Origin of the sequence: Ochrobactrum sp. C6C9 (assembly GCF_022627935.1) — a bacterium.
In the GTDB taxonomy this organism is placed as follows: domain Bacteria; phylum Pseudomonadota; class Alphaproteobacteria; order Rhizobiales; family Rhizobiaceae; genus Brucella; species Brucella teleogrylli.
On the sequence record NZ_JABXGB010000082.1, the window covers coordinates 1 to 1,529 of the forward strand.

Genomic DNA, 1,529 nt, shown 5'->3' on the forward strand with positions numbered 1-1,529 from the left:
AATATGATGTTCCAAAGTGTCTGAACACGGGTAAAGCCAAGACTTTCGGCCGATTCCCACTGCCCCGACGGAATGGATCGAACCGCGCCACGGACGATCTCGCTTATGTTGCCCATGACGGGCAGCGCAAAAGCGACGGTTGCTTTCATCCAGCCAGGAAACGGTATCACAATCCCGCCCGGAAGACGAAAATCTTCTGGCATCATATACATGGCGATGAAGAGAATAACGAGCCAAGGCGAGTTTCTCAGGAGATGCGTCATCAGGTGCGCAATGGCTCTTACCGGCCAGAACAAGCTGATCTGCATGAGACCGAGCAGAATTCCGAGAACCGTCGCCAAGGCCATCGCTAAAAAACTCATATAGAGGTTCAGCAAAAAGCCACGCAAGATGAATGGAACCCACCCGAAAAGTGTCTCGACTGCAGTCGGCGTTCCGGCATTCATTGTTTGCGCATAAGCGACACACAATGATCCGAAAAACAATGCAACGAGAACAATTCCGTATCGCAACGACAGAGCGCTAGAGAATGCCGTTACGCCGTAATGCGAAGGAACGATTGTGAAAGCGCGCTTATTCATGTCCATACCCCGGTAGTGCCAAACGGCGTTCGAGAGCGTGGAGGCCCCAGGCGAGGATACTCACAACCGCGACATAGAACACAAAAAGCACGAGGATCATCTCAGGCACGTTGATGTTGTCCGACCAAACCTGATTGAGGACATAGGTCATTTCTGGAACGGCGATAACATAAGCAAGCGAGGTTGTTTTGGCCAAACTCACTAGGTTATTCGTCAAAGCTGGCAGGCTAATGCGAAACGCCAGTGGAAGTGTCACATACATATAGATTTGCCAGTTCGAAAAGCTGAGGCTTTCAGCCGCTTCTTTTGTCGTTTCAGGAACGGCTTCCAGGCCAGCCCGGAATATCTCGACGTTGAACGCCCCACCAAAGATACCAAGCGAGATTACAGCCCACCCAAAAGAAGAGATAATGGGCTCGTAATATCCCCCCATGTCTACGGCTGGCGTGAACGCACCCAGGCCGAAGTAGAAAAACAAAAGCTGGATCATCGGAGGTGTATTTCGAAACGCCTGGATATAAGCATCAACCGCCACGCGAATTATCGCGCTTTTTGACGTTTGTGCCCAAGCTCCCAACACGCCGATCACCAGCGACAGCAAGATGGAAAACGCCATAAGCCGCAGTGAAATCAACGCCCCTTCAAGAAAGCGGCTGAACTCGTAGTCGTCATAGAAGACGATAAAGTTCAAGCCCGCAGTCTCGTTCAGATTGCGGAAGAAACTTGAGATATGTTCGATCATCTTCACTCCGAGCTACTGCTGATCAGAAAGCACCGGCCTTACTCTTTCGGCTCGAGGTAAGCGGTATCCCAATGGAGCTTCTTATTCTGCTCGGTGAACCAATCAGACGGTGCTACACTCCATTTCTTGGCGAGTTCAATCAGCGTACCATCAGCTTGCCAGCGATATGCCATACCCGCCATGAATGCGCCCCAGCCCTTATCGCG

Annotated in this window: 2 protein-coding genes; both read right to left on the reverse strand. The window is 51.2% G+C overall.

Annotated elements, in window-relative coordinates:
* A partial coding sequence (locus HWD97_RS24115; RefSeq protein ID WP_371835790.1) for an ABC transporter permease subunit occupies nt 1-581 on the reverse strand: 581 nt, incomplete at its 3' end.
* Nucleotides 574-1,323 (reverse strand): amino acid ABC transporter permease, encoded by a 750-nt coding sequence (locus HWD97_RS24120; RefSeq protein ID WP_029928513.1) that lies wholly within the window; start codon nt 1,321-1,323, stop codon nt 574-576. The genes HWD97_RS24115 and HWD97_RS24120, both read right to left, overlap by 8 nt.
* Nucleotides 1,324-1,529 lie beyond the last annotated feature (206 nt).